This is a genomic window from Curtobacterium sp. MCLR17_040, assembly GCF_003234735.1.
Lineage (GTDB): Bacteria > Actinomycetota > Actinomycetes > Actinomycetales > Microbacteriaceae > Curtobacterium > Curtobacterium flaccumfaciens.
This window is the reverse complement of the sequence record NZ_QKTE01000031.1, coordinates 25,522-32,332: the sequence shown is the minus strand read 5'-3', so window position 1 is coordinate 32,332 and position 6,811 is coordinate 25,522. Positions and strand designations below refer to the sequence as shown.

The window sequence follows — 6,811 nt, the reverse complement described above, 5'->3', positions numbered from 1 at the left end:
GGTCAATCAATAAATTGGCATTGACAATGTGCACGCTGTTGAGTTCTCAAGGACCAGACGCACTCCCCGCTCGACCCATCACAGGTTCCGCCAGAGAGGCATTCGTCTTGTTCCACCGTCAGAAACGTCGAATGATTTCGACTTCTTCGGGGGGATGTTGCCTGAGCGGGACCCCGTCCGGACTGCGCATCCAGGGCTTGCACCCTGTGACCGTCTCGGCCGTTCCGTTCTCCGCCTCAGCGGCAACGAGTGATTACTTTACACACGCCCCGGGGGCCCTGCCAACCGTCGTCCGTCCCGGGCGTGTCGCAGTTGGGTGAACGGCTCGTGTCCCCCGGGTTTCCGGGGATCGACGGGGGTGGGCGCCACCCCGGGAACGACGGAAGGCACGGTGCGAACCCGCACCGTGCCTCCCGAACGAACAGGACCGACCTACTCGGCCGCTGCCAACTGCCCGCACGCCCCGTCGATCTCCTTGCCGCGGGTGTCGCGCAGGGTCGTCGGGATGCCGGCGGCGTTGAGTCGGCGGACGAACTCGTCCTGCACGTGCACCTCGGACGAGGTCCACACGGAGCCCGGCGTCGGGTTGAGCGGGATCGGGTTGACGTGCACCCAGCCCTTGCCGCGCTTGTTGAGCTTCTCGGCGAGCAGGTCGGCTCGCCAGGCGTGGTCGTTCATGTCCTTGATGAGCGCGTACTCGATCGAGACACGACGGCCCGTCTTGACGTAGTAGTTGTGGGCGGCGTCGATCGCCTCGTCGGCCTTCCAGCGCGAGTTCACCGGGATGAGCTCGTCGCGGAGCTCGTCGTCGGGCGCGTGCAGGGACAGCGCGAAGGTGAGCGGGATCCCCTCGTCCGCGAGCTTGATCATCGCCGGCACCAGGCCGACGGTCGACACCGTGATGCCGCGGGCACTCATGCCGAGACCGTTCGGCTGCGGCGCGACCATCAACCGCACGGCGTCCATCACCCGCTTGTAGTTCGCGAGCGGCTCCCCCATGCCCATGAACACGATGTTCGTCACGCGTTCGGCGTCGACGCGGTCGTTGCCGCCCTTGCGGGGATCACCCCCGAGCTCACCAGCGGCGATCGCGGCGTTGGCCCGGACGATCTGCTCGATGATCTCGGCAGTGGACATGTTGCGGGTCAGCCCCGCCTGGCCGGTGGCGCAGAACGGGCAGTTCATGCCGCACCCGGCCTGGGACGAGACGCACAGGGTGATGCGGCCCGGGTAGCGCATGAGGACCGACTCGACCAGGGCGCCGTCGTGCAGCTTCCAGAGGAACTTGATCGTGTCGCCGTTGTCCGTCGCCAGCCGCCGGGTCTCGGTGAGGAGCGGCGGCAGCATCCCGGCGACGAGCTGCTCCCGCTGGGCGGCGGGCAGGTCGGTCATCTTGGCCGGGTCGGACGTGTAGTGCTGGAAGTAGTGGGTCGCGAGCTGCTTGGCGCGGAACCCGGGCAGGCCGAGTTCCTTCACGCGGGCCTCGCGTTCCTCGGCCGTCAGGTCGGCCAGGTGCACGGGCGGCTTGCCACGCTTCGGGGACGCGAACTGCAGCAGCGGGCGACCGTCGGTGTCGGTGGCCTGCTTCCAGCCCTCGGTGCGCGGGCGCACCTGCGGACGAGCAGACTGCTGCTGTTCGAACGGGGTGCGGGTGTCGGAAGCCATCACTCCAGGATACGGGAGGCCCGTGATCGGTGGGGACGCCCCGTCCGGGTGGTCCTGGTGGTCACCACCAGGGCCGCGCCACGGCTGGTCGGGTCAGCTGCCGGCGGGCAGGACACGCGCGAAGTGGTGCGCCGCCGAGTACATCGGGACGATGTCGACGACCTCGCCCGGGTGCGGTGCCTGCAGGACGAGTCCCTGGCCGAGGTACAGGCCGACGTGGTCCTCGTCGTCGTACACGACGAGGTCGCCCGGCAGTGCCTCGGACTCGGGGATCGTGGTGGCGACGGCGTCCTGCGTCGGCACGTAGTGCACGAGCTGGATCCCCACCGCCTGGTACGCGACCATCGTGAGCCCGGAGCAGTCGATGCCCTCGTGGCTCGCGCCGCCCTCGACGTACGGGTCCCCCATGTACTGCAGGGCGGTCTGCACGATCGTGGCCCGGTCGCCGCCGGCCGAGAGTGCGGCGGACAACGCGGACTGTGCCTGCGCGGTCGTCACCCCGAAGCGGAGGTCGAGCGTCGGGTACGACACGATCGTCGTCGTGGTGGTCATGCCGTCGGTGGAGACCACGGGGACCTGGACGTCGTGCGCCACCGTGAAGGTCTGGGCGGCCTGCGCCGTGGTCGTGCCCGAGCGGGTGTCCGCGGGCACGGTGTCGGCGTTCGCGGGCAGGGCGAGCGTCAGGCTCGAGGTCACCGCGATCGCGGGGGCGAGCAGGATCGCCGCGCGCTTCGCGTTGGCGGAGCGACGGATGTGCCGCGGGTCGACGGCGCGCTCGGCACGCAGGGTGGCGGTCCGGCTCAGCACCGCACTGCCGGCCGACGACGCGACGGGGGCGGGACGCGGCTGCATCCGCACGGTCCGGGCCGGCTTCGGGTGCTCGACGAAGGTGGAGCGGGCGGCCGCGGGGCCGAGGGCCGAGCGGCGACCACGGGGACGGGACTGCTGCGTGTCCGGCGTCAGCGGCACGGGGTCGACCGCGGGGTGCGTGTGCGTTCGCGCGGGCTGACGGTCGTCGGCTGTTGCAGGCAGGGTGTGGCGTCCCATGGGTCCTTCCGGGTCGGGACCACTCGGCGGTCCGGAAAGTAACGTATTGGTCACGACGGTGCTCGCGGCTGGGCAGTGCCGGAGTGTTCCTGCAGCTGGTCACAGGAACGAGCACCGCTCGCAGGTCACTCCGACGACGCGCACGGGCGTTCCGGAGGCGGCCCGCGGCGGTGGACCCGGGCTCAGACCGGCGTGACCCGCATGGCGGCGGCGATCCGGGCCTCCCGGTCGGCCGCCAGGCGGTCGAGGCGAGCCGACAGCGCGACGACCGACGCGTCTACCGGGCTGTCCCCCGAGATGTCCCCCGGGATCGGGACACCGGCGTGCACCGCGAGTGGCAGGACGCCCGCCCAGACGGAGTGGTCCTCGCCGTCGGCCGGGTCCTCGCCGACACCGTGGGCTCGGACCTTGACGCTCGCGCGGTCGAGGGGCAGCTGGAGGACCTGGGTGGCGCGGACCTCCTTCGCGGTCATCTCGCGCACCTCGGCTCGGCGGCCCGGCATGAGGTGGTCGGCCACCTGCCAGAGGGCTTCGGTGCGCAGGTCGGTCGGCACCACGGTCGCGCGGCCGGCGACCATCGCGCTGCGGTAGTTCGCCGAGCTGTCGTTGGTGGAGCGTGCGAAGACGAGACCGTCCAGGTGGGTGACGGTGGCGGCGACCGGGACGCCCTCGGCCCCGGCGTCGAGGAACAGCCCACCACCGGTCGAGCCGTGCAGCAGCAGGACGGGGCCGTCGCCGAGGTCCCCGACGGCGCAGAGGAACGGCAGGACGACGGGGTGGCCGCCGCGGACGATGCCGACGTGGGCGAGGTGGGCCTCGGCGAGCATCGCGTGCAGGACGGCGGGGTCGTCGGACTGGCGGTCGCGCAGGCGCCGGACGCGGAGCGAGGGGCCGTCGATGCTCGGTTCTGGTTCGGGGCTCGAGGTGGGCATGTCGTCACGCTAGGGTCACCAGTGGTCCGGTGCCTGGACCAGATCGGGGCGATCACAGTGGACCAGTCGAGCAAGGTGTCCGAGGTGGTGACACGGGTGCGCGGGATGGTGCACGACGGCACCCTGCGCGAGGGCGATGCGCTGCCCTCGACGCGGGCGCTGGCGGCGGAGCTCGGGGTGGCCCGGGGCACCGTCGTCGCGGCGTACGAGCAGCTCGACGGCGAGGGGTACCTGCGGACGCGGCACGGTGCCCTCGCGCGGGTCGCGGCGAGTGTGACGGTGGACGCGGGCATGACGCCGGCTTCGGTCGGCGCCCGCTCCCCCGATTCGGACGCTCCGGCCCTGACGTCCTCGCTCATCGACTGCCGTCCGGGCATCCCCGCGGTCACCGCCATCCCGCAGCGGGACTGGCGGGCAGCGTGGCACGCAGCGGCGTCGGCCCCGCTCCGGAACGCGATCGCAGAGCCCCTCGGCTCCCCCGACCTGCGCGCACAGGTCGTCGCCCAGCTCGGCCTGACCCGCGGGTTCACGGCGTCGGTCGACCGGGTGCTCGTGACCGCGGGGACCTCGGAGGCGCTGTCACTCGTCACCGAGGCGATGCGGGGGCTGCTGGGTCGCGCTCCCGTCGTCGCCGTCGAGGACCCCGGCTACCGCACCGGACACCGTGCGGTCACGAGCGCGGGCGGGTCCCTGGTGGGCGTCCCGGTCGGCGAGGACGGCCTCGACCTCGCCGCACTCGAAGCCTCCGGACCGATCGACGCCGTCCTGGTCAGCCCGACGCACCAGTACCCGCTCGGGTCGGTGATGCCCGTCGCCCGGCGCCGGCGGCTGCTCACCTGGGCCGCCGCCACCGGCACCGTGGTGGTGGAGGACGACTACGACTCCGAGTTCCGGCACCGCGGCGCGCCCGTGCCCGCGCTGGCCGCACTCGACGCCGAGGGCGTGGTGCTGCACATCGGCGGGTTCTCGAAGACGCTCGACCCCCGGCTGCGGTGTGCCTACCTCGTGCTGCCGACGACTACAGCGGCGGGTTCTCCGGTGGCGGACGTGGTGCTCGGTGCGCGTCGGGCACGTGGCGCGGTCGTCGCCGAACCGGTGCAGGCCGCGCTCGTGCACCTGCTGCGGACGGGTGCGCTGCGGCGGCACCTGGGTCGGGTGCGCCGCGACTACACGCACCGCCGGGCCCGGATCGCGGCTCGGCTCGGCGGCGTCGTCGGCCTGGAGGCCCGTGCCCTGAACGGCGGACTGCACGCGGTGGTCATGTGGTCGGGTCCGACCACCGGGGCGGAGATCACGCGTCGGATGGCGGACGCCGGGGTGCTCGTGGCGTCGCTCGAGGAGTACGGGCTCGCACCCGGCAGCACGCCGCCGGGCATCGTGTTCGGCTACGGCGCCGTGACGATGCCGGAGCTCGACCGGGCGCTCGACGCCCTGGTGACGGCGGTCACGGGACCCTGATCAGGGTCGTCAGCCGCCGTACTGGGCGGTGCCCACGACGTTCGACCCGGCACCCCGGCACGCGGTGATCAGGGTCCGCCCGACGAGTTCCCACTCGGGAGTCATCTCGAGCGCCGGCCCGGACTTCGGTGCGGGGTGCGCGTCGAGGTACTCGTGCGCGTAGTCGATCGCGTCATCGAGCTCCTCGTCGCTGCTCGACAGGTGCTCGTAGCCGAAGCGTTCCGCCGCGATCAGTGCCTGGTACTGCGCCTCGGAGAGATCGCCCTGGCTCCGCCCGACCGTCGCGTTCAGCGAGATGGTCGTCAGCGCACTGATCTGGCCGCAGATCGCCGCAGCACTCCGGTCCTCCTCCATCGGGTCCGTCGCGCCGCCCGCGGGCTGGGCGTCCGAGGTCTCCGAGGTCGTCTTCGGGGTCGACGTCGGCCGCGCCGCTGCGTCGGCGCCGGCCGAGCAACCGGCGAGCGAGCCGGACACGAGGACCGCGCTCACGAGGACCAGGGGCAGTGCGGACCGGAAGGAGATCATGGACGTCATCGTGGCAGCACCCTCGTGCCGTTCGCGTCGTCGTGTCCCGATCGAGACCTCGTCGAGACCGGATCGTGAGCTTGCGTCAGCGGGAGTCGGCGGTGCCGTTCTTCCGGGCGTTCACGAGGTCGGCGAGCGAGGGTTCGCCGGCGTCACCGGGCAGCGCGTGTCCGCGGCGGGCGGCCTTGCGGACCTGTCGGTAGGTGGTGACGTGCAGGGGGTCCACACCGTCGGCGGACTCGTAGTTCGACGGGGCGGTGGTGGTGGGTGATTCGGTCATCGCGACGGACGGTACGCGTGCCGGGAGCCGCGGAACCACGTGCTGCGTTCCGCGGCCAAACGGCGGGCGTGGCACGGCCTGACGGGGCCGCCCCGGGCCTCCAGGACGGGTCAGAGGCTCGTCATGCCGCCGTCGACACGGAACTCCGCTCCGGTGGCGTAGGACGACTCCACGCTGGCCAGGTAGACCATGATCCCGGTGACGTCGTCGGGGGTGCCCGGGCGACCGAGCGGGGTGCGGGCGACGATCGCGGCTCGGGCCTCGGGGTCACCGGAGATCGCCGACACGAGGCCGGTCTCGGTGTAGCCCGGCACGACCGTGTTCACCCGGATCCCGTCCCGCGCGTAGGCCATCGCGGTCGCCCGGACGAGTGCGTGGATGCCGCCCTTGGTCGAGGAGTACGCCGCGAAGTCGGCGCCCTCGCCGTTCAGCCCGGTCGGCGACCCCGTGGCGATGACCGACCCGCCGGCGCCGCTCGCGAGCATCGCCCGGACGGCGTGCTTGATCGTCAGGAACGTGCCGGTGAGGTTGACCGCGACCGTGCGGTCCCAGGTCTCGAGCGACAGGTCGGCGACCTTCGCGTCACGGCCGAACAGCTGCACACCGGCGTTCGCGACCACCACGTCGGGGCGCGCACCACGCTCGGCCAGGTCGGCGAAGCCCGCGGCCACGCTCGCCTCGTCGGCGATGTCCATCGTCAGGCCGATCGCGGTCGGGCCGGCTGCGGCGGCGGCACCGGCGGCCGCATCGGCGTCGCGGTCGGCGTAGACGACGGCCGCCCCCTCGGCCACGAAGCGGTCGGCGATCGCGCGGCCGATGCCGGACCCCGCTCCTGTGACGAGTGCGGTCCGGCCGTCGAGTCGTGCGGTCATGTGGGACTCCGTCCTCAGAGCAGCGCTGCTCC

The 6,811-nt window shown here is 72.4% G+C and carries 7 protein-coding genes; 1 reads left to right on the top strand and 6 read right to left on the bottom strand.

The window, feature by feature from the left end:
• Window positions 1-432: 432 nt before the first annotated feature.
• The 3 genes from rlmN to DEJ01_RS17525 all read right to left on the bottom strand — a co-directional run bounded on the left by rlmN (window position 433) and on the right by DEJ01_RS17525 (window position 3,644).
• Window positions 433-1,665, bottom strand: coding sequence for a 23S rRNA (adenine(2503)-C(2))-methyltransferase RlmN (gene rlmN / locus DEJ01_RS17535; RefSeq protein WP_017885785.1), 1,233 nt, complete (start codon window positions 1,663-1,665; stop codon window positions 433-435).
• A 93-nt stretch (window positions 1,666-1,758) separates the two neighbouring features.
• Window positions 1,759-2,712 carry a C40 family peptidase gene (locus DEJ01_RS17530; protein WP_111093745.1) on the bottom strand — a complete coding sequence of 318 codons (954 nt, stop codon included), beginning with the start codon at window positions 2,710-2,712 and terminating at the stop codon, window positions 1,759-1,761.
• Window positions 2,713-2,894: 182 nt separating this feature from the next.
• Entirely contained in the window at window positions 2,895-3,644 is a 750-nt protein-coding gene (locus DEJ01_RS17525; RefSeq protein WP_111093744.1) for a pyridoxamine 5'-phosphate oxidase family protein, read from the bottom strand.
• A gap of 21 nt (window positions 3,645-3,665) precedes the next feature.
• Between DEJ01_RS17525 and DEJ01_RS17520 the strand changes: the two genes are divergently transcribed.
• Window positions 3,666-5,102: a PLP-dependent aminotransferase family protein gene (locus DEJ01_RS17520; protein ID WP_111093743.1), complete on the top strand. Its 1,437-nt coding sequence runs from the start codon at window positions 3,666-3,668 to the stop codon at window positions 5,100-5,102.
• A gap of 9 nt (window positions 5,103-5,111) precedes the next feature.
• On the opposite strand, the gene DEJ01_RS17515 is transcribed toward DEJ01_RS17520, so the two are convergent.
• The 3 genes from DEJ01_RS17515 to DEJ01_RS17505 form a co-directional block, all read right to left on the bottom strand.
• The gene (locus tag DEJ01_RS17515; RefSeq protein ID WP_111093742.1) at window positions 5,112-5,627 is read right to left on the bottom strand and encodes a hypothetical protein; all 516 of its coding nucleotides are present in this window, start codon (window positions 5,625-5,627) and stop codon (window positions 5,112-5,114) included.
• A gap of 85 nt (window positions 5,628-5,712) precedes the next feature.
• On the bottom strand, window positions 5,713-5,907 hold the full coding sequence (locus DEJ01_RS17510) for a hypothetical protein (protein WP_071406076.1): 195 nt from the start codon (window positions 5,905-5,907) through the stop codon (window positions 5,713-5,715).
• Window positions 5,908-6,017: 110 nt separating this feature from the next.
• Window positions 6,018-6,779, bottom strand: a complete 762-nt coding sequence (locus tag DEJ01_RS17505; RefSeq protein ID WP_111093741.1) for an SDR family NAD(P)-dependent oxidoreductase — start codon at window positions 6,777-6,779, stop codon at window positions 6,018-6,020.
• Window positions 6,780-6,811 lie beyond the last annotated feature (32 nt).